This is a genomic window from Streptomyces sp. NPDC007164, assembly GCF_040634135.1.
GTDB lineage: Bacteria > Actinomycetota > Actinomycetes > Streptomycetales > Streptomycetaceae > Streptomyces > Streptomyces sanglieri.
Window position 1 is genome coordinate 420,409 of sequence record NZ_JBEYFB010000003.1, and the last position, 22,370, is coordinate 442,778.

Annotated in this window: 24 protein-coding genes; 7 read left to right on the plus strand and 17 right to left on the minus strand. The window is 70.0% G+C overall.

Annotated elements, in window-relative coordinates; genetic code table 11:
- Positions 1 to 37: 37 nt before the first annotated feature.
- Genes ABZ622_RS08530 through ABZ622_RS08545 form a run of 4 tightly spaced genes read right to left on the minus strand, consistent with a single transcriptional unit; the run spans position 38 to position 2,604 of the window.
- Positions 38 to 628, minus strand: a complete 591-nt coding sequence (locus ABZ622_RS08530; protein WP_072487819.1) for an ATP/GTP-binding protein — start codon at positions 626 to 628, stop codon at positions 38 to 40.
- Positions 603 to 977: a DUF742 domain-containing protein gene (locus ABZ622_RS08535; protein WP_259927769.1), complete on the minus strand. Its 375-nt coding sequence runs from the start codon at positions 975 to 977 to the stop codon at positions 603 to 605. Before ABZ622_RS08535 ends, ABZ622_RS08530 begins: the two co-directional genes overlap by 26 nt.
- Positions 974 to 1,378: a roadblock/LC7 domain-containing protein gene (locus ABZ622_RS08540; RefSeq protein ID WP_360541613.1), complete on the minus strand. Its 405-nt coding sequence runs from the start codon at positions 1,376 to 1,378 to the stop codon at positions 974 to 976. Before ABZ622_RS08540 ends, ABZ622_RS08535 begins: the two co-directional genes overlap by 4 nt.
- Positions 1,375 to 2,604, minus strand: coding sequence for an ATP-binding protein (locus tag ABZ622_RS08545; protein WP_360541614.1), 1,230 nt, complete (start codon positions 2,602 to 2,604; stop codon positions 1,375 to 1,377). Before ABZ622_RS08545 ends, ABZ622_RS08540 begins: the two co-directional genes overlap by 4 nt.
- Before the next feature lie 542 nt (positions 2,605 to 3,146).
- Here ABZ622_RS08545 and ABZ622_RS08550 point away from each other — a divergent pair.
- The gene (locus tag ABZ622_RS08550) at positions 3,147 to 4,337 is read left to right on the plus strand and encodes an MFS transporter (protein WP_360541615.1); all 1,191 of its coding nucleotides are present in this window, start codon (positions 3,147 to 3,149) and stop codon (positions 4,335 to 4,337) included.
- 74 nt (positions 4,338 to 4,411) lie between these two features.
- Here the strand turns inward: ABZ622_RS08550 and ABZ622_RS08555 are convergent, their stop codons facing one another.
- The 3 genes from ABZ622_RS08555 to ABZ622_RS08565 form a co-directional block, all read right to left on the minus strand.
- On the minus strand, positions 4,412 to 5,524 hold the full coding sequence (locus ABZ622_RS08555) for a hypothetical protein (protein ID WP_360541616.1): 1,113 nt from the start codon (positions 5,522 to 5,524) through the stop codon (positions 4,412 to 4,414).
- A gap of 144 nt (positions 5,525 to 5,668) precedes the next feature.
- The gene (locus ABZ622_RS08560) at positions 5,669 to 6,280 is read right to left on the minus strand and encodes a TetR/AcrR family transcriptional regulator (RefSeq protein ID WP_360541617.1); all 612 of its coding nucleotides are present in this window, start codon (positions 6,278 to 6,280) and stop codon (positions 5,669 to 5,671) included.
- 174 nt (positions 6,281 to 6,454) lie between these two features.
- Positions 6,455 to 7,201, minus strand: a complete 747-nt coding sequence (locus tag ABZ622_RS08565; RefSeq protein ID WP_360541618.1) for a DUF1838 family protein — start codon at positions 7,199 to 7,201, stop codon at positions 6,455 to 6,457.
- Between the two features lie 415 nt (positions 7,202 to 7,616).
- Between ABZ622_RS08565 and ABZ622_RS08570 the strand changes: the two genes are divergently transcribed.
- The 3 genes from ABZ622_RS08570 to ABZ622_RS08580 all read left to right on the plus strand — a co-directional run bounded on the left by ABZ622_RS08570 (position 7,617) and on the right by ABZ622_RS08580 (position 10,787).
- Positions 7,617 to 8,129, plus strand: a complete 513-nt coding sequence (locus ABZ622_RS08570; RefSeq protein WP_360541619.1) for a hypothetical protein — start codon at positions 7,617 to 7,619, stop codon at positions 8,127 to 8,129.
- Positions 8,130 to 8,383: 254 nt separating this feature from the next.
- Positions 8,384 to 9,760 (plus strand): phosphatase PAP2 family protein, encoded by a 1,377-nt coding sequence (locus ABZ622_RS08575; RefSeq protein ID WP_360541620.1) that lies wholly within the window; start codon positions 8,384 to 8,386, stop codon positions 9,758 to 9,760.
- A 247-nt stretch (positions 9,761 to 10,007) separates the two neighbouring features.
- Positions 10,008 to 10,787, plus strand: a complete 780-nt coding sequence (locus tag ABZ622_RS08580) for a polysaccharide deacetylase family protein (RefSeq protein WP_360541621.1) — start codon at positions 10,008 to 10,010, stop codon at positions 10,785 to 10,787.
- Between the two features lie 211 nt (positions 10,788 to 10,998).
- Here the strand turns inward: ABZ622_RS08580 and ABZ622_RS08585 are convergent, their stop codons facing one another.
- Both ABZ622_RS08585 and ABZ622_RS08590 read right to left on the minus strand, forming a co-directional pair.
- A complete protein-coding gene (locus ABZ622_RS08585) occupies positions 10,999 to 11,511 on the minus strand; it encodes a hypothetical protein (protein ID WP_360541622.1) in 513 nt (170 codons plus the stop codon).
- 216 nt (positions 11,512 to 11,727) lie between these two features.
- Positions 11,728 to 12,090, minus strand: a complete 363-nt coding sequence (locus ABZ622_RS08590) for an Imm51 family immunity protein (RefSeq protein ID WP_360541623.1) — start codon at positions 12,088 to 12,090, stop codon at positions 11,728 to 11,730.
- Between the two features lie 463 nt (positions 12,091 to 12,553).
- Between ABZ622_RS08590 and ABZ622_RS08595 the strand changes: the two genes are divergently transcribed.
- Positions 12,554 to 12,793, plus strand: a complete 240-nt coding sequence (locus ABZ622_RS08595) for a hypothetical protein (protein WP_360541624.1) — start codon at positions 12,554 to 12,556, stop codon at positions 12,791 to 12,793.
- 583 nt (positions 12,794 to 13,376) lie between these two features.
- On the opposite strand, the gene ABZ622_RS08600 is transcribed toward ABZ622_RS08595, so the two are convergent.
- Positions 13,377 to 14,339, minus strand: coding sequence for an alpha/beta hydrolase (locus ABZ622_RS08600; protein WP_360541625.1), 963 nt, complete (start codon positions 14,337 to 14,339; stop codon positions 13,377 to 13,379).
- Positions 14,340 to 14,982: 643 nt separating this feature from the next.
- On the opposite strand from ABZ622_RS08600, the gene ABZ622_RS08605 reads away from it, so the two are divergent.
- Entirely contained in the window at positions 14,983 to 15,582 is a 600-nt protein-coding gene (locus ABZ622_RS08605; RefSeq protein WP_360541626.1) for a hypothetical protein, read from the plus strand.
- A gap of 163 nt (positions 15,583 to 15,745) precedes the next feature.
- Here ABZ622_RS08605 and ABZ622_RS08610 read toward each other — a convergent pair whose 3' ends face one another.
- Positions 15,746 to 15,997, minus strand: coding sequence for a hypothetical protein (locus ABZ622_RS08610; protein ID WP_360541627.1), 252 nt, complete (start codon positions 15,995 to 15,997; stop codon positions 15,746 to 15,748).
- Positions 15,998 to 16,263: 266 nt separating this feature from the next.
- Here ABZ622_RS08610 and ABZ622_RS08615 point away from each other — a divergent pair, with 266 nt between their 5' ends.
- The gene (locus ABZ622_RS08615) at positions 16,264 to 16,590 is read left to right on the plus strand and encodes a hypothetical protein (RefSeq protein WP_360541628.1); all 327 of its coding nucleotides are present in this window, start codon (positions 16,264 to 16,266) and stop codon (positions 16,588 to 16,590) included.
- Positions 16,591 to 17,472: 882 nt separating this feature from the next.
- Here the strand turns inward: ABZ622_RS08615 and ABZ622_RS08620 are convergent.
- The 6 genes from ABZ622_RS08620 to ABZ622_RS08645 form a co-directional block, all read right to left on the minus strand.
- Positions 17,473 to 18,072, minus strand: coding sequence for a TIGR03086 family metal-binding protein (locus ABZ622_RS08620; RefSeq protein WP_360541629.1), 600 nt, complete (start codon positions 18,070 to 18,072; stop codon positions 17,473 to 17,475).
- 374 nt (positions 18,073 to 18,446) lie between these two features.
- Positions 18,447 to 18,593 (minus strand): hypothetical protein, encoded by a 147-nt coding sequence (locus ABZ622_RS08625; RefSeq protein WP_360541630.1) that lies wholly within the window; start codon positions 18,591 to 18,593, stop codon positions 18,447 to 18,449.
- A gap of 136 nt (positions 18,594 to 18,729) precedes the next feature.
- Positions 18,730 to 20,046 carry an LAETG motif-containing sortase-dependent surface protein gene (locus tag ABZ622_RS08630; RefSeq protein WP_360541631.1) on the minus strand — a complete coding sequence of 439 codons (1,317 nt, stop codon included), beginning with the start codon at positions 20,044 to 20,046 and terminating at the stop codon, positions 18,730 to 18,732.
- Between the two features lie 99 nt (positions 20,047 to 20,145).
- The gene (locus ABZ622_RS08635; RefSeq protein ID WP_360541632.1) at positions 20,146 to 20,460 is read right to left on the minus strand and encodes a hypothetical protein; all 315 of its coding nucleotides are present in this window, start codon (positions 20,458 to 20,460) and stop codon (positions 20,146 to 20,148) included.
- A gap of 410 nt (positions 20,461 to 20,870) precedes the next feature.
- Complete coding sequence (locus tag ABZ622_RS08640; protein WP_360541633.1) at positions 20,871 to 21,362, minus strand: DUF6193 family natural product biosynthesis protein; 492 nt, start codon at positions 21,360 to 21,362, stop codon at positions 20,871 to 20,873.
- Between the two features lie 692 nt (positions 21,363 to 22,054).
- The gene (locus ABZ622_RS08645; RefSeq protein ID WP_360541634.1) at positions 22,055 to 22,270 is read right to left on the minus strand and encodes a DUF6243 family protein; all 216 of its coding nucleotides are present in this window, start codon (positions 22,268 to 22,270) and stop codon (positions 22,055 to 22,057) included.
- Positions 22,271 to 22,370 lie beyond the last annotated feature (100 nt).

Below are 22,370 nucleotides of genomic sequence, written 5' to 3' on the forward strand. Positions count from 1 at the left end.
GCCGCGTGTGCCAGCTCTCAGCCGCGTGGGCCGGCTCTCAGGCCACGTGGGCCAGAAGGTGCTGGACCAGGGTGATCAGGGCCTGCGCGGACGACTTCTCGTCCCGGGCGTCGCAGTACACCACCGGGGTGTCCGGCAGCAGATCGAGCGCCTCGCGCAACTCCTCCTCGGCATGCCGGGAGTACGGATCGAAGCTGTTGACCGCGACCGCGTACTCCAGCCCGTACGTCTCGACCAGGTCGATCACCGGGAAGGTGTCGGCGAGACGGGCCGGGTCGACCAGGAGCAGCGCGCCGAGCGAGCCGCGCGCCATGTCCTCCCACAGCTCGACGAAGCGCTGCTGGCCGGGCGTGCCGAACAGGTACAGCACCAGCTCGTCGCTGAGCGTCAGACGGCCGAAGTCCAGCGCGACCGTCGTGGTGACCTTGTCGGGTGCGCCCCGCAGGTCGTCGATGTGCGCGCCGGCCTGCGTCATCCGCTCCTCGGTGCGCAGCGGGGTGATCTCGGAGAGGGTGCCGATCAGCGTCGTCTTGCCCACGGCGAAGTGCCCGACGACGAGGATCTTCGCCGCGCGCCGCACCGCGTCCGGGACATAGATGCTGTCAGCCGAACCGGACGTGGAGTCCATGCAACACCTCTTCGAGGATCTTCCTGTCAACGAGCTGAGCCGCCGGTGGCGCCTTGCGGCGCATCAGATGACCTTGTTCAGCTAAGTCGTTCAGCAGCAGCCGCGCCACCCCGACCGGCTGGCCGAGGTGGCCCGCCACCTCGGCCACCGACAGATAGCCGCCGGAGCACAGCTCCCAGATGGCCCGGACCTCCGGGCTCGGGTTCGGCGGCGGCTGCCGGTCGGGGGCGATGGTGACCAGGGTGACGAGGGAGAGGTCCTCCGCATCCGGCAGGCCGCGCCCGCCGGTGATGACGTAGGACCGGACGAACCCGCTGCTGACCGCCTGCTCCTCGCCCGGCGCCGTCATACGTCGATACCCGCGTCCTGGCGGGGAGGTGTGGTCATCGCCTTCCCCAGCGCGGCGACCTGCTGCTGCATGCGGAAGGACATGGCCTCCATGTCCACATCGGCCGCGGCGGCCGCCGCCAGATAGGCGCCGGTGCCCGCCGCGATCAGGAAGATCCAGCCGTGGTCGTACTCCAGCAGCGTCTGACGCCAGCGGCCCGGTGCCCGGGCGCCGATGAAGGGCGCGACGGCCCGGCTCAGCGACTGCATGGAACTCATCGCGGCCGCCACGGTCTCGGCGTCGTCCCGGCCGATCTGACTGGAGCTGGCCAGCAGCAGACCGTCGGCGGAGACGAGGATCGCGTGCCGTGCGCCGGGTACCTGGAGCACATCGTTGAGTACCCAGGACAGGTCGGGGTTCACTGGAACTCGGGTCCTTCCGTCGTCGTCATGTCACGCCCGGACCGCGTTCCGCGCTGGAACGCGCCCAGACGGGAAGCGGTCTCCTCGTTGCTGCGCACCGGACCGGGCTCGGCCGACGGCACCACCGACACCGGGCTCTTGCGACGACGCTTGGGCAGGCCACCGGCGGTGGTGGTGGCGGGCCCGGTGGGCTGCGGAGCGGCGGCCGGCTGCCCGGCCGGGGGGAACAGCGGCGTCGGGGACGGCACGGGCGCCTGGCGCCGGGGGAGTGCCGCCACCTCCGCGTCGTAGTGGCCGGCGGCGACCGGGGGCGGCGAGGGCACATCGCCGGTGAGCAGTTCGTCGGGCAGGAGAACCACCGCGCGTACGCCTCCATAGGGGGATACGGAGTCCACCGAGACCCTGAACCCGTAGCGGGCGGCCAGCACACCGGAGACCGCGAAACCGAACTGCGGGGGAATGCCCAGGCTGGAGACGCTGATCGCGGCCTGCGGCGCGAGGAGGGCCGCCGCGCGGTCCTTCTCCTCCTGGCCCATGCCGAGACCGGCGTCGTCGACGATGAGGCAGACACCCGTCGGGACGGCCTGGATGTTGATCTCCACCGGCGCACCGGGGGCGGAGTAGTTGGTGGCGTTGGCCAGCAGCTCGGCCAGGACGACCGCGACGGGCTCCACGGCCTTGCTGACGACCGAGAAGTTCACCTGCCCGTTGACCCGCACCCGGTCGAACTGCCGGATACGTCCCTGGGCGCTGCGGGCCACGTCGAAGACGGAGGCGACGGTCTCCCGGCGCCCGAGCCAGCCGCCGCACAGCACCGCGATGCCCTGCGCCCGACGGCCGAACTGGCTGTTGGCGTGGTCGATGGCCATCAGGTCGGCGAGCATGCCGGGGTCGTCGCCGTACTTCTTCTGGGCGTTCTCGATGACGACCTGCTGCTCGTCCGCGAGGCCCTGGAGGGTACGCACGGCGGCCTTGAGGACCGCTTTGGTCTCCTCCTCGGCGTCCCTGCGGACTTCGGCCAGCTCGGCGGAGTGCTGATGCGTCAGACCTGTGTGCGCGACATGGAGTTCGTCCCGCTGGCGCTGCAACATGTCGCGTTGCTGGTGTAGTTCGGCATTCTGTCTACGAAGCCCGATATTGGTCTTGCGAGCCCGCAGAACGGCACCTACGGCGATCAGCGCAACGACAACCAGCGCCCACAGAAGAGGGCCCTGTGCAAATGTCATGAGACTCACTTCAAGTGCCATGGCTATGGATACGGCTTGACGCTCCCTCATGTGCCGCAGTTGCCGGGCCGGTCGAGCCACGTCTTGCGCCACCCCAGGGAAGGCCCCTCCGGATGTGGGGCCGAGGAATCCATTCCTCCCGGAATGCCCCCATACGCCATCAGCCCACTGGAAGTAAGATGATCTTAACATCGGGCAGGCGGGCAATTGTCAAGACCGACACGCCAGTTGCACTCTTGGTGCCGAATGTTCACAAGCGGGCTGGGCGGCGGCCTGGATGGCGGCCTGAATGACGGGCCGGGTGGCGGCCTGGGCGGCAGGCCGGATGGCGGCCTGTTCGCGGGGTCGTCCGATTGCCCTTTGTCCCGCGCCGGGACTGGCGAGTCGATGCGGATCGCGCCCCCGGTGAGGGATTCGGCGGAGGCTCCTCGGTAAAGGTGATGCCCGCTATTCGAGACGACCTGTCTTGAATAGTGGATGCGATGTCATGGTTGCACCCTGCACACACATCTGCCGGGGAGGCTGCCGTGCACCGTTGGACGATGCTCGCTCTCGGGACCGCGGCGCAGACCGTCGCCTGCACCTTCCTCTACGGGCTTCCGTACACCTCGGAGGCATTGCGGCGGGAGGACGGACTGAGCCTCGGCGAGGTGGGGCTGCTGATCGCCTGCCCCACCGTCGGCCTCATGCTGACGCTCATAGCCTGGGGAGCCCTGGCCGACCGTTTCGGCGAGCGGATCGTCATCACCTCCGGCCTGGCCATGACCGCCGTACTCCTCTCCCTGGCGGCCACGGTGAACGGCCTGGTACCGCTGGGCGTGCTCCTGGCGCTGGCCGGGGCGGCGAGCGCATCCGTCTCCGCGGCCAGCGGCCGGCTCGTCATCGGATGGTTCTCCGCCCGGGAGCGCGGCCTCGCCATGGGGATCCGGCAGACATCGACCCCGTTGGGCATGGGCATCGCCGCCCTGGTGGTCCCCACGCTCGCCGCGCACGACGGAGTCGGGGGGACCGTCCTGTTCTGCGCGGCGCTGTGCGGTGTCGTCGCCGTGCTCGTCGGCTCGCTGGCCACGGACCCGCCCCGCACCACGCGGCCGGCGGGACAGGAACCGGCCGCCAACCCCTACCGTCACTCCGCGCTGTGGCGCATCCACGCCTCCAGCGCCCTGCTGTGCGTACCGCAGTTCGCGACGAACGCCTTCGCGATGGTGTTCCTGATCGACGTACGCGGCTGGAGCGCCGTGCACGCGGGTCAACTCCTGGTGTTGTCACAGGTGTTGGGGGCGGTGTCGCGGGTGCTGGCGGGCCGCTGGTCCGACCGGGTCGGCAGCCGGGTGCGGCCGATGCGGCAGCTGTCGGTGTGCATCGCCGTCGTCATGGCCGCGACCGTGCTGGGGGCCCTCCGGCCCTCGCCGCTGACGGATCTCGCCGTGGTCCTGGCCTGCGGCATCACCGCGAGCACCAACGGCCTGGCCTTCACCGCCACCGCCGAACTCGCCGGGAGCGCCTGGTCGGGGCGGGCCATGGGCGTCCAGAACACCGGCCAGAACCTCGCCGCATCGCTCACCCCGCCGCTGCTGGGCGGCCTCATCGCCTCGGCCGGATACGCGCGGGGCTTCATGCTGGCCGGGGCGCTGGCGGTCGCGGCATGCTTCGTGATCCCCACGGTGCGAATCCCGGCAGCCCCGGATCCGACCGCTGCCCCGGCCCCGGAGCACGACAGCCGCACCGACTGACCGCCCGGGGCCTCACCCGTGTTCGTGCCCCCGCTCCTCACCGGCGTACGGGTAGACCGGCCGCTCGAAAAGGGTCACGGAGCCGTCGGCAACCGCAGCCCCGTGCACTTCCCGCGCCGCACCTGGTCCTTCGCGAACGCGCCCACGTACTCGCGCAACAGCGCGCTCCGCTCGCCGCGTTGCTTCTCCGTGGGAGGGCCGGACTTCCCGTCCGCCTTCCGGAGGGAGTAGCCCTCCCCCCACTGCGCGCCGAAGCCGATGTTCTCGCCGTCGCATTCGGCGACGGCCCACGCCAGGGAATCGGTGGACGAGGGGTGCCGGAAGACGCCCTCCCCCTTCAGCGAGCCCGTCACGCGCAGGTCGGCACCCCAGTCCCCGAGCCAACTGGTGAGTTCCACCAGCGGTTCGCCCCGCTGCGTGCCGTCGCCGTCCCGCGGTGATGCGTACAGGGTGCAACGTCCGACGACCCCGCCGTCCGCGACGGCGACGCGCACCCGCCCGTCGCGCCCCTCCGCCGGTACGGGGGCGGTGGCCAGAGCGCCGCAGGCGGTGCCCTTCGTCTCCGCGCGGGGCACGTACGCACCCGTGTCCGGCACCGCCCCGTCTTCGGGCGCGGGCAGCGGAGCGCCCCCGCAACCGAGCTTCCCGGTCACCTCGTTCGTCATCCGCACCGCGAGCCGCAGCATGGCCGCCTTCTCCTCGCGGCTCTCGGCGAAGAAGGCCCAGGTCCCCACCAGCAGCCTGCGGTGTTCCGCGGCGGCTCCCTTGCCACCGCGCGGGCACTCGGGCATCAGGTAGACGACGCTGTTGTCGGTCCCGAAGCCGGGCAGCCCGCCCGGCAGCACGGCGTACGGCGGCCGGGCCTTGCCGATGAACGACATCTCCTTGTCCCGGCCGGGCCCGTCCGGATAGGTGTCCACGGAGACCACGACCCTGTCCTTGTCGGTCGTCAGTACGCAGTGGTACTCGCCGAGTTCCTCGTCGAAGGACTCCTCCTGCTTCCCGAGCCGTGTGTCCGGCCGTACGGTCTTCAGGTCACCGCCCGGCAGCTTGCCGCCGCACGCCTCACGCGCCAGCCACCAGTCCTTGAGCGGCGCCCGGACCGAGGCCCCGACGACGGCCAGTACGGCCAGCGTGCAGACCACCCCCCACAACAGCCCGCGGTGCCGCCGCGCCCAGTTCTCCACCCGTTCCCCCGGTCCACTCGTGCTCCACTCCGACCCCACTCCGACCCCACCAGTGTGAACAGCCCGCCGGAACGCCCGCAGGGCGGGTGCCGATGGGCAGGGGCTGGTGGGCGTGGGCGCCGGTGGACGGCTGCCGGTGGGGGGTTACGCCTGCGGAGGGGTGAAGATGCGGTCCAGATGGTGGCGCAGCACCTCCGCGGCCGACTCCGGCGGCCGCTGGCCCACCAGAACGCTGGTGCCCATGCCGGCCGCCATGGCGAGCAGGCTGATGGCCTCGGTGCGCGCGTCCACGCCGGGATCGGCGAGACCGTCCTCCTGCGCCTGCCGCAACAGTCCGGCCAGGGCGTCCTCGGCGGCGTCCGGGCTGTCGATGAACGGCTGGGCCGCCAACGCCTCGTCGGTCACGGAGAGGATCGCGTACGAGCTGTAGAGGAGGTGAAAGGTCCGGCTCTCCTCGTCGGCCGGGAGGGAGGTCAGGAGCAGCGCCTCGGCGGTCGCGCGCGGCCCCGGGTTCTCGCCGATGGCCCGCAGGCGGGCGCCCACGCGTGCGGTGAACCGGTCGGTCAGCTGGCGGAGCCCGTGGAGCAGCAGCTTCTCCTTGGTCCCGAAGTAGTACTGCACCAGCCGCAGCGATACGCCGGCCTCGGCCGCCACGTCCCGCATGCCGACCGCGTGCAGCCCGCGCCGCCCGGCGACCCGCACGAGCGCCTCGGCGATCTGCCCCCGCCGTTCTTCGTGGTCCACGCGTTTCGGCATGCTCTCGTGTTCTCCACCCGTCGGTCGTGCCCGCACTGCCCGCACTGCCCGCACTGCCCGCACTGCCCGGCTGTTCGTCTGTCGGCCCGCCGGCCTGCGCGTCTGATCGGACGCCTTCATGATACCGCCGTATTATCTCGGGGATCGACTGCGCCGACGCCGCCGCCCCGCCACCTACTCCGGCGGATTGAGCCTGCGGAAGTACGTCCAGCTGGTCTCGTTCGGCTCGCTCCACTTCTCCGGGGCCCGGGCGAACTCCGGGTGGTGGCCGGCGATGTAGGCACGGGTCCGCTCGGGGACCTCGGCGTACGAGCCGAGCTTGCGGCCCCGGCAGTGGAAGGTGAGGCCACCGGGCCGCTGCCCACGGGCCATCCACGGCAGCCACGGTGACATCCGGGACCACGACATGGTGGCCGGGACACTGGGGGCCGGACCGGCCAGGTCGGCCCGGTCGGCGAAGAACTGGAAGAGCTCCAGGGCCTTGTACGTGTCACCGGCCGAGTGGACCGGGTACTGCGCCACCGGCAGCGGCGAGGGGTAGGCGAGCGGGATCTCCAGGCTGAAGCAGACCTGTCCGCCGAGCTCGGTCGTCGGGATCGGGAAGGGACGCCACTTCTGGTTCGCCGGGTCGTTCCAGACGTGCACCACCGGCAGGTCCTGCCAGGTCTCCAGGATCTCGCGGGTGGCCGGGTCCAGGTAGAAGGCGGCCTCGCGGGTGAGCAGCTGGTAGGCGTCCGGCCCGGCTTCGGCGTCCTGGACCAGGCGGGAGACGTTGAGTCCCTCGAAGCCGAAGACGCGCTGATAGGGCTCGTCGGGCGCCCAGGAATGCACGTCGCCGGACCACCAGTACGTGACCTCCTCGCCGTCGAGCGATGCGCGGGTGCGGACGAAGGAGCGGAGCAGCTCTGCGGGTGTCGTCATACGGACCACTCTGCGCGACCGCCGCCCCGGTCCGAGGGGAAACACCCTGAGCCGGAGCGGAAGCGGCTGGAAGAAGTCGCTCCCACCGGAAACCGCCGCGATCGGGAATTGACAAGTAGCTCCGGACAAAAGGCAAATGACGAATAGTCACCTCCGATAGGCTGGTCATTCTTGATCAGCCACTGTCTCTGGAGGTTGCACGGTGTCCGAACCCGGTGGTGCGGGTCCTTCGCCCGGCGCTGTTCCCCCGCCCCCGGCCCACGCGCCCCGCCCATCGGTCCCGCCCCCGCCCCCGCCCACCCCCGCGACTCGGCCCGGCCCGGCGCCCGCGCCTTCGCCCGGTCCGATGCCCGCTCCTGGTCCGACGCTCCCGCCCGCGCCGCCCGGCCCGCCGCCCCCCGCCCCGAGCGGCGGGATGAACAAGGGTGCCGTGATCGGGGCGATGGTCACCGCGGCGGCCACCATCGTGGCCGCCGTCATCACCGCCGTAGCCGTGGGCGGCGACGACAGGCCCGCCGCGCAGCCGGGTCCGGCCGCCTCCACCCAGCCGTCCGCCACCGCGCCGTCCCGGTCCAAGTCCGGGTCCCCGCCCGCGTCGCAGCCGGTCCAGTCCCTTCCCGCCCAGAACCCGGCCCCCGAGGTGTCGGCGAATCCCCGGATCGAGGCGAACCCGGACAGCGGGGCCGTCGGTTCGGTGGTCACCCTCACCGGCTCGGGCTTCGCGTCGGGCGAGCGCGTACGCATCACCTTCTACGGCAGCTACAGCGCGGACTGGGACCTCCGGGACGTCACGGCCTCGTCCGACGGAGGCTTCGTCGCGGAGATCAAGGTCCCCGCGACCTATGCGGACGACCAGCAGAAGTCGGTGGAGGCCAGAGGGCTGGACAGCGACAAGCGCGCGGACACCCCCTTCACCGTCACCGAGTGACCCCGGCCGCCGGTAGCCGGCGACGGCCACCGATGGCCGCCGGCGGCCGGCCAATGGCAGGTGAATGGGCGGCCGGGAACGCGGCTGAACCCGGACTGTAATCTTTTCGTCTTCCCTTGTCGGGCGGACTGTTCTTCGTGAGGGAGAAAGCGGTCCGATCGGAAGGCGGCGAGCGGAACCAGCCTTTACATCTGACCAAAATCTAGAAAATCGGCCGAAAATTGAGAAATCGAATATCGCAGGACCTTTCGCGAATGGATTCCGGACCCCCGCTCCCCTTGTGGCGCCGACCACGGGCGAGGCTCTGGGCCCTGGCGGGTGTCGTGACCCTCGGCTTCCTCATCGCGCTGGAGATCGCCGCGCATCACTACGGCCTGCCGGGGCCGATGGCCAGCCAGGCGAAAGAGGTGGTGGTCGCCCCCAAGTCGGGCTTCCTCCTGTACTCCGGCATGGCGCTGATGATGCTGGTGCTCACCTGGCGGCAACGGTTCATCGCGGTTGCCGCCGCGATCGGTATCGACGTCGTCTTCCTGGTGGTCCGGTGGGCGGCCGGCATCGAGGTGACCGACGGGCACCCCTTCGGCAACGGCGCGCTGTGGGTGCTCCTGGGCGTCGCGGTCATCGCCCTCACCCGCCGCACCGGCCCGGAACGCGCCCTGCTGCTGAAGGGCGTCGGGCTGGGCCTGCTGCTGGTGGCCGGCCGCAAGACCGGTGACACCTGGCTGCTCATCACCTCCAAGTCCCGCCCGATGGTGCTCGACCAGTACGTGGCGGTCGCCGATCACGCGCTGGGCAACCCTTCATGGCTGGTGGGCCGGCTCGTCACGGCCACCGGCCCGATCGGCTTCAACTTTCTCGACATCGTCTACGGCCAGCTCGCGGTGGCCGCGGTCCTCGTCGCCCTGTACCAACTGCGCAACGTGGCCGTCGAGCGCCGCTTCCCGGTCCACCACCTGGTGCGCACCTTCCTGGTGATCGGCCTCCTCGGGCCGGCCATCTACATGATCTTCCCGGTGGTCGGGCCGCTCTACGCCTATGGCACCGGCACCGAGCACTGGGCGTCCGTCAGCCTGTGGTGGTCGGACACGCCGTCCAGCGCGCCCTGGTCGCTGGGTGACCTGTGGCCGGTGACGCCGCCGCCGGTCGATGCCCCGCACGCCATGCCGTTCGACGGGATCACCCCGCGGAACTGCATGCCCAGCCTGCACACGGCATGGGCCACCGCGATCTTCATCCATTCCCGCAAGGGCCCGCGGTTCCTGCGGTACGCGGGCACGTTCTGGCTGATCGCCACACTCACCGCAACGCTGGGATTCGGCTACCACTACGGCGCGGACCTCATCGCCGGCGTGGTGTTCACCCTCACGATCGAGGCAGCCCTGCGCTCGTTCGACCGCGGCTGGGACCGATCGGGGCTCCGGCTGGTCGCCTACGGCACAGCCGTCTTCGCCGCGCTCCTGGTGTCCTACCGCTACCTGCCGTTGGAGATGGCCGAGCTTCCGTGGGTGTCCGGACCACTGCTCGTGCTGGCGATGGGCTCGGTGATCTACGGCTACGTAAGGACCACCGCACGATGGGAGCCGGCCTCCTCACCGGCCCAACACCCGGAAACACAACCCGAGAAGGTCTGAACCGAGCCGGGCCGGGCCGCCGAGTTGAGCCGGGCGGAGGGCGGGCGGCGCCGTCAGCACCCACGAGCGACCCTGCTCGGTCGGCCATGGTCACACCGACCGAGCAGGACCTGTCGCGGAACCCCTGCGTTTGTCGCCGACCCCCTGCAGATTTGTCCGCGATCGGTAACCGAGGCAGCCCATCGGGCCATTCGTATGTCTAGATGGGCGCACGGCATCGGCGGAGACGGCAAAGGGGCGGGCGGACATGGCGAAGCACAAGAGGGGATGGCACGGCCGGATTCTCGCGGCGGCACTCGGGGTGACGGCGATGGCCGCTGCCACCTCGGTCTGGACCGCTCAGGCCGACACCGCCGGAGGGCCGCAGCCGCAAGGACGTGTCTCGTCGCCGGACGCCCGGCACCAGGACCGGAACGTGACCAAGGTGGCGGAAGACATCGCCCACGCATCGGACAAGGGCGCCCGGGGCGTCAACATCACCATCGACGACGGACCGGACCCGGTCTGGACGCCGCAGGTGCTGCAACTCCTGAAGGACAACGGCGTGAAGGCCACGTTCTGCATGGTCGGCACACAGGCCCAGGCGCACCCGGACCTGGTCAAGGCGGTCGTGGCGGCCGGGCACCGGCTGTGCAACCACACCGTCTCGCACGACACCGCCATGGACCACAAGTCCGAGGCGTACCAGTCCCAGCAGATCCTGGACGCCGAACGCATGATCACCAAGGCGTCCGGAGGCGTCCACTCGCAGTACTACCGGGCCCCGGGCGGTGCCTTCACTCCGTACAGCCGACACCTCGCCGCGTCCCGGGGCATGCGCCCGTTGGGCTGGAACGTCGACACCAAGGACTTCGAGCGCCCCGGCGCGGATGCCATGGTCGCCACCATCAAGCGCGAGATCTCCGACGGCCCGACCGTCCTCTTCCACGACGCGGGCGGAGACCGTTCCCAGACCCTGGCCGCCCTGCGCGAGATCCTGCCCTGGCTGAAGCAGCAGGGATACTCCTTCGGCTTCCCCGTACGGTAATTCCGGCTCCCCGTACGGCTCCTCGCACGGCTCCTCGCACACCTTCTCGTACGACTTCCCCGTACGGCGACAGAGGTCCGTCCGCACCGCCGAGGACGGAGACGAGCCCCGATCCCGGCCCCTGCCGCCTCGCGTTGCCCCGCAGCCGGTCCACCTCGCCCCGGCAGGCCACCGCCGCACGCTCCTCAAGCGCCCGCTGCACCACGTTCATTCATTGGACGCCCGCCATTTCGAGCAGGCGGCTCATGTCGTGGAAGCCGTGCACGCAGGCGTCGAGGACGCCGGGGTAGCGTCCCGTGGTCTCGGCGAAGCGCAGGAGGAAGTACGGGTCGACCGAGTCGGGGGCATGGGTGTGGGCCTCGACGATCACGCCGGTTTCGAGGTTCTCGAAGCGGCAGTGCTCGCCGTGCGGAGCAGCCCACCAGACGTTCTCGTCGAGCGTGCCCAGCTCGAACCTCTGGGTGAGGGTGTGTGCCAGGCTGCGGAAGTCGGCGACGAGGGTTTCCAGCTCGGGGCGGGTGCGCCGGGCCTCGTGCGCATCGACCAGTTGCAGCGCCGTGCAGGTCGTCGGTCCGGAGACGAACACCCGGATGTCCCGCCCGGCGAGCTGCTGGTTGAGCCTTCTCGCGGTGGCAGATGCCTCAGCTTCGGACACATCGAATGTGGCTCCACGGCCACGAGCGACCGCGCGGCGGACGGTCTCGGCGGACGGTTCGTCGGGCACGCGTGGATTCTAATCCCGGACTCGCGCTCTCGACTTTCGACGTTCTGACAGGCGCGTTCGCGGCGTTCGGCGGCGTCGCCGGGGTGGTGGCCGTGCAGCGCGTACACCGGTGAGCATCCCGGTCACCGTGCACCGCCCCGTCTGCGCGATCAGCCCCGGCGCGGCCCGCGCAACGCCGAAACGATCAACCCGAACCTGAGCCGATGGAACCGGGGTTCAGTCCCAGTCTCCGGGGTCGGTGGCCTCGATCAGCGCGGCCAGCTTCGCGCGGTCGTGGAAGGCGCCGCTGAGAATCAGCCCAAGCTCCCGCAGAGCCGCCTCGTCCTTGCCGTAGACGCACATCATCCCGGCCTCGGGATCGAAGCCGCCGATCCGGTCGGCCAGTTCCGGCGCGTGGATGCGCACCGCCGTGTGCGCGACCGCGTCCCAGCTGTAGCCGCCACCCTCCTGGCCGACGGCTTCGAAGAGGTCGGCCAACTCGACAACGTGGTGGTCGCTGAGGATCAGGCTGTAGTTGCCGGGCGATGTGCCGAACAGTCTCAGCGGGCTGAGGTCCGCGTGATCGATTGTTTCAGTCATGCGGGCATCCTGGCATGACCCACTGACAGGTCGGCCTGCTCGCCGAAGTGGAGCGCGAGCTGCCTCTGTTCCGTGCGCTTTGGGGATGCCACTTCGACGGCGAGCGGACCTGGACGGTCACGGGCGGTTGCTGCTGCCCGCCCTGCCCGGCAGGCAGTGGCAGGCGCCGTTCGGGCTCGTGCCCCGCGACAGTACGAGAGCATGTGCATGCCGATACGTAAGGACTTGTCTTAGGGGGACAGCGTGGCCTTGGACGTGTGGACTTCGTTCCTCGGCCCGCTCCGCGGAGCGGGCCGAGGAACGACGGCTGAGGGCGGCCACCGGCGAGGCGCGCCGGTCCGAACAGCTGCATGCGATCAAGGAATTCATCGCATGTGCCCAGGAGGCCGAACGAGCGGGCTACAGCCGCCCTGATTCACGGGGCGGTGACGACGACGGCTGGAGTGGGTCCGCCGGCGCCACCATGACCACACTCTGGGTCGCCGAACGGCACCTCGTGCTGCTCTGCGATCCGGACCTGCACTCCTCTGTCCATGCGTATGCTCGCGCGCTCAACCAAGCGGTATGGCGCGAGATCGGCGACACCGAGGTCAACGAACACTTGGAGGAACACAAGGCCGCCTTCATGACCGCGGCCCGCGCAAGCCTGTCCTCCACCTCGTCCTCCACCCTGTCCTCCACCGGTGCTGAGGCGGGCGACTGACGGGCGCGTGCGACGATCGTGGCGGGGAGCGGCTGGGGGATACCGATTTTTCCCGGGAGCGGAGTCAGGTGAAGGACGACGAGATACGCGCGCGCTTCGACGGCCGCGCCCGCGTAGAACTGCTGCCCGGCCGTGCCGGCGCCTCGAATCGGCGCCGGATCGAGGAGATCGCCCACGCGCTCGGCTACCGGCTGCTCGCGACCGAGAGCCTCGCCGAGTTCGGCATCCGGCTCGTCTGCGAACGCGACGATGCCCCGATCGCACGCCGCCGCGCCGAGCTGACCATTGCTCGGCTGCGCGCGGGTGGGCCGCTGCTGCCGGCGGTGGAGCCGCCTCCGCCTCCGCCACCGGGCCCGCCGCCTCCGGCCCCGTCACAGCACCGGCCCCGGCAGCCCAGCCGTCCTCGGTGGGGGGCGCCACCACCACCGCCACCGCCCGCCACGGGAGTTGCTCCAGCCCGGCCGCGGTTCCCACCCCCGCCACCGGGCCCGCCGCCGCCTCCGCCGCCCATCGCCCCAGCCCCGTAGCGGCGTTCGCCGGTGCGTAGCCGTCGCGCCGGGGCCAGTGTTTCCGACCGCAGGTCCTACGCGTCGACCGGGCCGTCGGCCGCGCTGTCGACGGCGGCCGGCTCGGGAGAGTCGACGTCCTCCATGAAGCCCAGCATCCGGGCGTTGACGACGTCGGGGTGGTCGATCTGCGGTCCGTGGCCGGTGGCGGCGATGATCTCGGCGCGGGCGCCCGGGATCAGACGCGGAACGCGCTCCAACTGCCGCTGCGGGTGCACCAGGAGACTGTGCCTTCCCATGATGAGGTAGAGCGGGGTCCGGATGGAGCGCAGCGCGTCCTCGGTCAGCGGAAGAGGAGCGGGACGGCGAATCCGGAAGGCCCGGGCGCCTGTCTGGACCGACTTCCGCAACTCGGGAACGGCGATGACCGGCTGCTCCAGCCAGGAGGCGAGGTGCGGACGCAGCGCCTTGGGAGCGAAGCTGGCGAAGAGGCTCACGAAGACCCAGGTGAAGAAGCGCAGGCCCACCTTCTCCAGGCCGCCCGGGTCGAGGGCGGTGACGGAGGCGAGCCGTCCGGGCCGGCGGTGCGCCTGGTTGAGCACCAGCCAGCCGCCGTAGGACGAGCCGACGAGGTGGACCCGGTCGAGGCCGAGCGCGTCGAGGGCCTCGTCCATCCACTGCGCGGCGCGCTCGGGCTGCCACATGGGCTCGCGGTGGACGCTGCGCCCGGCGTCGCCGGGGGTGTCGAGCGCGTAGACGGGCCGTTCGGCGCTGAGCTCGGGGGTGTTGGGGTACCACATGGCCGAGCAGTAGCCCGCGCCGTGGATCAGGACCACCGGAGTGCGGGACTCGGCGGCCGGGTCGGTGGGGCCGTACCGGTAGACGTGCGTGGTGCCGAAGCTCGTCTCGACGTCCGTCTCGGAGCGGGCGGGCGCACCCATCGCGTAGACCGCGTCGCAGGCGGCGAAGTACCGGTCGCGCAATGTGTCGTTGACGTAGCGGCCGACGTCGCGGCGTACACGGGTCGGGTGGTCGGGCACGGTGGCACCTCCTGGAAGATCCGTTCTTCGTAATACGACCGTACCACGATGTTGATACATCGGTACCATGAAAAGAGCCCGCCGCCCATCGCCGACGGGCGGAGCGCGAGGGCGCGCACCGGCATTGCCGTGGGGCGAGGCCCCTGGCGCCCGGCCGGGGCCTTCATCAAAGAGCGGTTGAGGCGGTTTACGGTCACCGATATGCCACTGAAATCGGAAAGCCCACCCGGCTGCGACTTCGACAGGAATTGTCACTCCATGCGTGCAGTCCGGTGCTTTGTCTTGGCACGTAAACCGGACCGCACATCGAATGCGCAACCCGCTTGCGCCGCCTCCGGCCTGCGCGGCCCGCACGGTCCTCATGTCGGATATCCGGCCCGACCGCACCCCGGTGACCGGTGCCTTTTCTGAAAAAGCGCAGAAATGGGACGGCGCCTCCTGAGTGCAGTCGCATTTCTCTGCGTGCGCCGCGATTCTGCGGTGATGCAGGGGGAGTTGGCCGTCACCCTTCCAGAGGGAATTTCCCGCAGGTTTGGCCGGTGTCATCGCGGCTGCGAAGGTCTGTGCAATGGGAAGTGGCTGATCATTTTCGTGGTAGAGTCTTAATGAATTCACAGGACGCCGCGATTAAAAGGGGAATGGCGTGAATACCGAGAAGGTTACGGCTCGACGTCTTACGGCCGAAGAGATTTCAGGCTTGGGCGTCCAGGACGCTATCTTCGTCCCGGCAGGGATGAGCGGCCTTCCTCTCGACTGCTACGCCCCGGCTTTCCTCACGGAGCCGGGAAAGAACTTCGAGGGGGGATCCTTCGCTGCGAGGACGGTATTCGGTGAGGAGATTCACGTCCTCCCGGACAATGCCGAAGAGAGTGGGATCTGGATCGCCGACAAGGCGGGGGAGGAAATCGAGGTTCTCCAGAGCGCCGGCGTCCTCCTGAACCTCGCCCTCTTCGTGCCCGGCGGGAGCAAGGAATCCCTGGAGTCGCTCTACTCCGCCGCGCGCGACGCGTTCGGTGCGGGGGTCGTTCAGCGCTGGAGCGAGGAAGTCGCCGCGGTGCCGGACGTCAAGGTCGACCTGTACGAAGAGCCGGCCCGGGCGCGGAAGAACACGAACAGCCAGAACCGCGACCGCCGTGCCCTGGACATCTACCCGACCCGAGTGAGGTTCCTGGAGCCCAGCGAGGGCTGGAAGTTCATTGTCGAACCGCACAAGGAGATCGTCGACGACACGCCGACGATCTGACCTTCTCCAGGCGCTGAGGAAGCCCCGGGCCACTGGCCCGGGGCTTCCTCGCTGCCTGAAGCGGGTGACGAGAACCGAACTCGCGCTCCGAGCCCGGGAATCACCGGAGCTCACGCCGACCGGATGCCGCCTGACGCAGTGACGCGTAGTTCAGGACGCCGCCTCATGCCCCCGAATGCCGGAGGGTGTGCAGGAACTGCTCTGCGAGCTGCTCGGTGTCGATGTCGTCCGCGCTGCGCCCGGACAGGATGTGGAAGAAGGGCGGGCCGATCAGGAGCGCGGTCGCCTGTTCGAGCGAGAGGGCGGTGCCGCTCGACTCCCGCGCCGCCGCCACGACCCCTGCGGCGCTCTCCCCGAGGATGTCGCGGGAGGTGAGCAGCGCGGCGACGTCCGCGTCGTGCTGGGCTTCCCCCATGAGCGCGCGATAGGCCGCGCCTGCGTGGGAGCGGGAGCAAGAAGGTGACGAGGGCGTCGAGATATGCCTTGAGGTCCTTGCGGGGGTCGTCGCTGCCGGGTACGGACAGTTCGTGCCGGGCGTCGATGGCGCTGGCCTCATAGAGGACTTCCGCCTTGTTCGACCACCAGCGGTACACGGTCTGACGGCCCACGCCCGCCCGCTCGGCGAACTCACCAGCGCCGGCCTGCTCGGCCTCTCGTACGCCTCGACCATGGCCTACCCCCGTGTACGCGGCCGGTCTGTTCGTCATCGGGCTCGGCATCATGCTGGCCGCGCCCTGTCTGACCGCTCAGATCGCGTCGGCCCTGCCCGTGGCTGTCGTCGGCACCATCCTCACAGCCGGGTTCACACACCACCTGCCCGCCGACCTGGGCCGGCACACGCCGCTCCCGCGTACGGTGCAGGAAGCGCTCACGCTGGCCCCGGCCGACCACACCGCCATCACCGAAGCGTTCACCCACGGCGCCGACACCGCGCTGCGCGCCGCGGCCCTCATCGTGTTCCTGGCCGTCGCCGGCGCCCGCCGCGCCGACCGGACCGCCCCGCGATAGCGCAGGGCTTCACGCCGTACAAGGTCTCGAACGTGGGCCCATGTGCCCATGTGCCCACGTGCCAGGCGGAACGGGCTCGGGCGCAGGGTTCGGTGCGTGCCTCCTCAGCAAGGCCCCTCGGCCGGTGGCGCGGTGACCGGGCGGGGTACCACGCCGGTCGGCGGAAAGGCCACAGAGGTGCGGAACACGACGAGGGTCTAGGTCCAGCTACGTCTCATGTACGAGCCGGGCCTCACCCCGCTCCTCGCCGTCTTCAGCCCGGCTTTGTCGGTGAGTTACGAGAGCGCCTGCAGCTCAGCGGCGAGAGCAGCCTCTTCCACGAGAGCACCTGGATGATTGCTTCGGGACCATGGTTGTGCTCCGCACGACGAGGGGCCCAGGTGCTGCCGAAGTCCAAGGTCGATCCGTACGCGGCGATCCGCCGTGAATCGCGTCGAGGGCTCTCGAACCGTGCCCTCCAGCGGAAGTACGGCACCGAGTTCCTGACCGTGCAGAAGGCGTTGTCGTCGGCCCGGCCTGAGCCGTGGAAGAAGCTGCCGCCGAGGGCGACCCGGCTGGATCTGTTCAGACCGCTGATCGGCGAGATGCTGCGGGCGGACCTGGACGCGCCGCGCAAGCAGCGCGACACGGTGAAGCGGATCTTCGAACGGCTGCCGGATGAGCATGATGCGGACGAGATCTCCTACCGGATGGTCCGCGAGTATGTGGCCACGCGCCGTGAGGAGATCCGGGTCCGGGCCGGCCGGGGTGCGGCGGAGGCTTACGTCCCGCAGCCCCAGCCACGGAGGCACCAGGTCTCTTGCCGAGGCGGCAGCGGATGCTTCCGGCGAAATTCGTTGTCAACCCGCGGATGTCGAAGGCCGAACTTGCCTCTCCCTCCGCTCAGCGGCCCATCAGCCGCAGCAACCGGGCCTGTCGGGCCTCCCCGGCCACGGGGGGAGCCCCTGGGGCGGCGAAGAAGCGGTGGGTGGTGTCGGCGGAGACAGGTGACTCCGCCAAGCCGGCGTAGATTTCGGCGAGGTGGTCTTCGATCCAGGCGACGAGCTCGGGAGGGAGCTTCTCGGGAGCGTTGACGGCTCGGGCCAGGTCCCAGGTGTGAATGGTCGCATCCGTGGTGCGCACGGCGAGGGCTTGTTCTCCGGACACCGGGCCGAGGGGGTAATCCAGGATCTGCCGGAGGGCGCCCGGCCTCCGGAAGGCCTCGGCGCACTCCCGTACCGACCGGATGTAGGCGCCCACCGGATCGCGGCCCAGGGCGTCCTCGTCCCGGAGCCGGAGGAAGTCGTCGGCCGAGCCGCCGTCCAGCAGGGAGACGTAATTGAGGTTTCCCCGGGTCATGTGGTTGACGAGTCGGCGTACGTCCCATTCTGCGCAGGGGGTGGGCGCCGACCACTGCTCGGGCCGTACCGCGCGCAGCCTGCGGGTGAACTCGGAACCGGAGAGTAGATAGCGGTCGATGATGCCGGCGAAGCGGTATGACATGGCCGCAGCGTAGGAGTGCCAAAGGCGATGTGCTGGCGGAAATCCGTCGCCGAGCCCATCAGTGGAACGCCCGCCTGCCACTTGCCCGAAAGGCGGGTCTCCCGGACTGGGCCGGCAGCGCCGTCACTTCTCATCGACACGCACGGCCCCACTGATCAGCAAGTGACTCCGAAACCGATCGACAAACGCTGTACCGAGAGATCTGTGCGGCTGCTCGTCATGCCGGCGACGGAGGCCATGGACGCGTCGCGGCAGTACGGCTTCGCTGACCGCAGACCGGACATGGAGGAGCACGCGCAGGTGATCCTGTCGCGCTTCCCGGAAGGCTCGCGGTTCCTCACGAACACCCGCCATGGCGGCGACCACCCCGACTTCTACGAACGGGCCACCGGCTGCCGGCCGATGACCGGTACGCCTGGGACTTCGGCCGGCTGGGCGTACAGGGCCTCGGCCGGTTCGGCGTCGCCCAGCCTTATCAACGGCGAGCGTTCCAGGGCCGGCCGCCATGCGGTCGAGACCACCCTCCCCGGCGGTGCCGCTTCCAGCGGGCTCGCCGCGCCTCAGGTCGCTGACCCGGGGCTTGAAGCCACTCTGTGCCGGGCCGTTGGACGGCCGCCGCGCGGGGTGGGGTGCCCGGTCGGCACCCCACCTCATGCATCAGGCGTGGGAGCCGGCCTTACGACGTCGTACGAGGAACACCGCGCCCCCGCCGATCGCCATGGCCGCGCCGCTCGCGAGGGCAAGCTGCGGCATCGCGGAGGACGAGCCCGTGGCGGCGAGGCTGCCGCTCACCGGACGGGACGAGCTGCTCTGTGTCTTGACGTCCGAGGTGTTCGGCTTGGTGGTGCCGGGCTTGGCGTCGTCGACCTTGCCGGGCTTGCTGCCCGCGGCGGCGATCAGGAACTCGTAGCCTTCGAGGTCCGGGTTCCCGCCGCAGGTGCCGTTGTCGTTGAAGTAGTCACCGGCGACGAAGGTGATGCCGTTGCCCGCGGGGGCCGAGGCGTCGACCTTGAGGCGCATCTTGATGTCGGCGTGGGCGCCGGCCTTCAGCGGGCTGATGGCGTCCATGTAGTGCTTGTTGTCGACGGTCTTCCACTTCGAGGACGAGGCGGAGGACCACTGCAGGTGCACCAGGTCGTCGGTGGACTTGAGCCCGCTCCGGTCGGTCGCGTGGACGTAGGCGAACGGGAGCACCTTGTCCATCGTCTTGTCGGTGCCGTTGGTCACCCGGAGCTTGAAGTCGACCTTCGTGCCGGCGACAACGGTGGACGGCAGACCCGTGACGACCGTGGTGAGCTTGGCCTCCGGGACGCAGTTCTCACCGTCCTCACCGCCCTCGCCACCCTCCTCCTTGGCCTTGGCCAGCGCCTCGTCGGCGGCGGTCTTGTCGGCGAGGGCCGCCTTGGTGGCCTTCTGCGCCTGGCCCAGCTTCCGGGCCGCGGCGACCCGCTCGTCGTCCCGCGCGTCCACGGCTTCCACGACCGCGGCATCGGCGGCGGCCTTGGTCTCCTGGGCGGTCTCGGCGGCGGCCTTCGCCTCGGTGAGCTTGGTCGCGGCGGCGGCCTTCTCCTCCTCGGTGGCGGTCTCCGGAAGGGCGTCGACCACGGCCTGGGCGTCGACGACCGCCTGGTCGGCGTCCACCTTCGCGGCGGCGGCCTCCGCCGCCGCGGTCTCGGCGGCCTTGGCGGCCACGGCCAGAGGACTGGTTTCGGACAGGGTGGCTTCCAGAGCCGCCTCGGCGGCACTCTCGGCCTCTACGGCATCGTCGTATGTCGCCTGCGCGGCGGCAGCGGCCTTTTCCAGCTCCGCGATGGACGGCTTGTCCTGCGTCTTGTTCTGCGTCTTGCTCTGTGTCTTGTCCTGCGTCTGTGCTGACGGCTTGTCGTCGGCGAACGCGGGGGTGACCGACAGCAGGAGAGCAGGCATGGTCACTGCGGCGGCAACAGCTGTGGCAAGAACTGGGCGAATCTTCACAAGAGCCCTTCGGTGTCCGAAAAAAGAAGAAGGGGTCGCAGCGGGAGGGGGACACGCAGATGCGACTTGAAGGGATCGTATGGCCGGGCCAACGGTCCATCACCACGAGTTCTTCACCTGTTCCGGCCAATACCACGGAACCCTGAGTGACAGAAAAGGCAAAAGGGTGCAGTTGCGTTCACCGCCTGCGTTTTCGCTGTGATCAATGCCATAGGCGCCCTGGATGCGGTGTTCCACGCCTCCCCGGCCCGGCCGCCCCGCGAGCGCCTGCACCTCCGCATACGCACACGCCCGGTGGCCGTCGCTGAACGATTCGGTGCACCGGTGACCGTGCTGCGCGTACCCCGGAACGAGGCGGGCCTTCTCGTACAGAACCGAGGAGCGGGAGAGGAACGACGACTCTGCTGCGGACATCGGCGCTCACGCCGCCACCACGAGACGGGACGCGAACAATGCCCGGCCGCGCGGGCACGGCGCCGCCTTCGTGTACGACGTCCCCGGTCGCGGTGCAAGGGGTCACGCCTGCGGAAGCACCCGGCAGTTCACGTTCTGCCGACCCGCGTTGCTCCCCACGAGCGCGCACCGAGATGCGATGGAATCCGCATGCCGCACAGCCGTCTGCACTGACCACTCTTCACCGTGGCTGCTGGCACGTTGCGGCACGGTCACCGCTGGTGCGACCGCGGGATCGCCGCCTGGCAAGTGACGCGGGCATCGGGCTCCGTACCGATCGAAACAGATACCCGGCGTTCTGCGACAGCGGCGGCGGTCTCCCCGGCATCCCAGTGATCGGGGCCATTGGCGTCAGCCGTCGATGGCCCCGATCACCGAGGTCTTGCCGGCGGCTGTTGCGGCCAGCCTCCTTCGATGGCCGGGCCACTACCCGCAGGAACGTTCGCGGCCATCAGCGCTGCGGCCTCACGAACGCCGAGGCGGGATCCGAGCACACGCGACGGAATGTGCGGTGACCACAGCGACCAGTGGAGAACGACGTTCCACAGTCCGTCTCCGCTCGGCACCGCACGTGGAACCTCTTCATAGAAGGGATCAGCAGTGCTGCTGAGAAGGCTGAACTCCCCGTGCGACGGAAACGGGAAGAACACACGCAGGGCCGGCTGGGCGTACAGGGCCTCGGCCAGTTCGGCGTCGCCCAGCCTGATCAACGGCGAGCGTTCCAGGGTCAGCCGCCATGCGGTCGAGACCACCCTCCCCGGCGGTGCCGCTTCCAGCGGGCTCGCCGCCGGCAACGGCCACTCGCACCGCAGTTGACCGATCGACGCCCCCTCACGCCAGGCGTGCAGAATGGCGTCGACCACCGCGAGGTCACCGGTACTGCCGAAGGCTTTTCAACGGGACCCAGCGGCTGGGCGCAGCGCCCGCGCCGAACCGCCTCGCGAGCCAGCGCCTCTCTCAGGCCGCCCGACTCAGCCAGCTCCGGATAGAGCTCGGGCAGCACTTCGCTTGAGCGTTCGGGCATGTGCACACCTTAGGCAGTGACAACGAGGCCAAGCGGGCTGATCGCGCCGAACCGCGAACGGGCAAGCAACGGGCACGAGCGACACAGCGCGGTCGAGACAACAAAGAAGCCCCCGGCCACTGGCCTGGGGCTTTTCATGGAACTGGTGGCGAGCATCGAACTCGCGCTCCGAGCTTGTGAACCACCCGGCACTGAGCAGGCTTACATGCCATCTGACCTGTGGAAACGTGCCCCTGGGGGTGTGTCGCAGTGGCTTCGTCCGGGCCTCTGCCGACCCTGTTCACCGTCCTGACCGGCACCCAGTGGCACGCCCGTTCTCGGGCGGGCGGCCGAGACGCGGGTGGTCGGCCGAGAGCTGAGCGGTACCAGCCGTGCCTGGTGCGGCAGCAGAGCCCTGGTACGGCAGCAGGGCCTCGGTACGGCCGCAGGGCCCCAGTACAGCAGCAGAGCCCCGGTACGGCCGCAGGGTCCGGACCGTGCGTCGCGGTCCGGACCCTGCCCCGTGCGGTGCCGCCCTGCGGCGGCGGTGCGTCAGCTCTGTGCGGTGTCGTCGCGCGTCTGCCCGGCGCCCTCGACTGCGCCTGCCTTCTCGCGCATCATGCGCACCAGCTCCGCCTTCCGGTCGGCGGCACCCTTGCGGTCGAGGTTGCGGTGCGGACCGTTGTTCTGCCGTTCGGCACGGGACAGCCTCTTCCGCTGGCCGCCGCCCATGCCCACGGGGTTGTTGATGTTCTTGCTCACGGTCATGGGGTCTCCGTAAGTTGTTAGTCGGCCCGGGAGGGCCGGGTGTGGCTGATGGGGTCTTGCCTTCAGTGGCTTGCCAGGAGTGGCCGCCCGGCTCTCTTGG

Coding starts and splice junctions, on each gene's coding strand:
- ABZ622_RS08530 (WP_072487819.1), bottom strand. CDS start 628: ATGGACTCCACGTCCGGTTCGGCTGACAGCATCTATGTCCCGGACGCG.
- ABZ622_RS08570 (WP_360541619.1), top strand. CDS start 7,617: ATGAACAAGGGTGCCGTGATCGGGGCGATGGTCACCGCGGCGGCCACC.
- ABZ622_RS08610 (WP_360541627.1), bottom strand. CDS start 15,997: ATGGGGGAAGCCCAGCACGACGCGGACGTCGCCGCGCTGCTCACCTCC.
- ABZ622_RS08545 (WP_360541614.1), bottom strand. CDS start 2,604: ATGACATTTGCACAGGGCCCTCTTCTGTGGGCGCTGGTTGTCGTTGCG.
- ABZ622_RS08620 (WP_360541629.1), bottom strand. CDS start 18,072: ATGTCATACCGCTTCGCCGGCATCATCGACCGCTATCTACTCTCCGGT.
- ABZ622_RS08590 (WP_360541623.1), bottom strand. CDS start 12,090: ATGACTGAAACAATCGATCACGCGGACCTCAGCCCGCTGAGACTGTTC.
- ABZ622_RS08535 (WP_259927769.1), bottom strand. CDS start 977: ATGACGGCGCCGGGCGAGGAGCAGGCGGTCAGCAGCGGGTTCGTCCGG.
- ABZ622_RS08635 (WP_360541632.1), bottom strand. CDS start 20,460: ATGTCCGCAGCAGAGTCGTCGTTCCTCTCCCGCTCCTCGGTTCTGTAC.
- ABZ622_RS08565 (WP_360541618.1), bottom strand. CDS start 7,201: ATGACGACACCCGCAGAGCTGCTCCGCTCCTTCGTCCGCACCCGCGCA.
- ABZ622_RS08595 (WP_360541624.1), top strand. CDS start 12,554: ATGACCACACTCTGGGTCGCCGAACGGCACCTCGTGCTGCTCTGCGAT.
- ABZ622_RS08645 (WP_360541634.1), bottom strand. CDS start 22,270: ATGACCGTGAGCAAGAACATCAACAACCCCGTGGGCATGGGCGGCGGC.
- ABZ622_RS08560 (WP_360541617.1), bottom strand. CDS start 6,280: ATGCCGAAACGCGTGGACCACGAAGAACGGCGGGGGCAGATCGCCGAG.
- ABZ622_RS08580 (WP_360541621.1), top strand. CDS start 10,008: ATGGCGAAGCACAAGAGGGGATGGCACGGCCGGATTCTCGCGGCGGCA.
- ABZ622_RS08575 (WP_360541620.1), top strand. CDS start 8,384: ATGGATTCCGGACCCCCGCTCCCCTTGTGGCGCCGACCACGGGCGAGG.
- ABZ622_RS08550 (WP_360541615.1), top strand. CDS start 3,147: ATGCTCGCTCTCGGGACCGCGGCGCAGACCGTCGCCTGCACCTTCCTC.